We start from the raw sequence: 298 nt of genomic DNA, 5'->3' as shown, positions 1-298 counted from the left end.
GGCGAGATATCCGCACCTTCCGATCTATCTGCAACCCGGCAATCACACGCCGCCGCGCCCTGGCAGTGAAGACGCCTCTGTCGACTTGGACGGAATAATGATGCGAATGGAATGGCTTGTCGAAAGGGTGACTAGCGACAGGTGGTTCGAAGCCCGCGTGTTGCCGCAGCTGCACGTTCTGCTTTGGGGTAACAAGAGGGCGGTCTAGTCTGCGGCTTGCGTCGCACCGGAAGGCCGGGCTCCAACGGCTTGGCAGGCTCTCTTCGCGTGCCGAGTACAGCCGAGCTTTGTTCGCGTC

The 298-nt window shown here is 61.1% G+C and carries 1 pseudogene; it reads left to right on the top strand.

Annotation, left to right across the window (positions count from 1 at the left end):
• Positions 1-208 (top strand): annotated as a pseudogene (locus tag EN807_RS34460) (7-carboxy-7-deazaguanine synthase QueE); the annotation flags it as partial.
• Positions 209-298 lie beyond the last annotated feature (90 nt).

Origin of the sequence: Mesorhizobium sp. M5C.F.Ca.ET.164.01.1.1, from assembly GCF_004792125.1 — a bacterium.
Lineage (GTDB): Bacteria > Pseudomonadota > Alphaproteobacteria > Rhizobiales > Rhizobiaceae > Mesorhizobium > Mesorhizobium wenxiniae.
The sequence above is the reverse complement of the archived record's forward strand: the minus strand, read 5'-3'. Positions and strand labels throughout refer to the sequence as shown.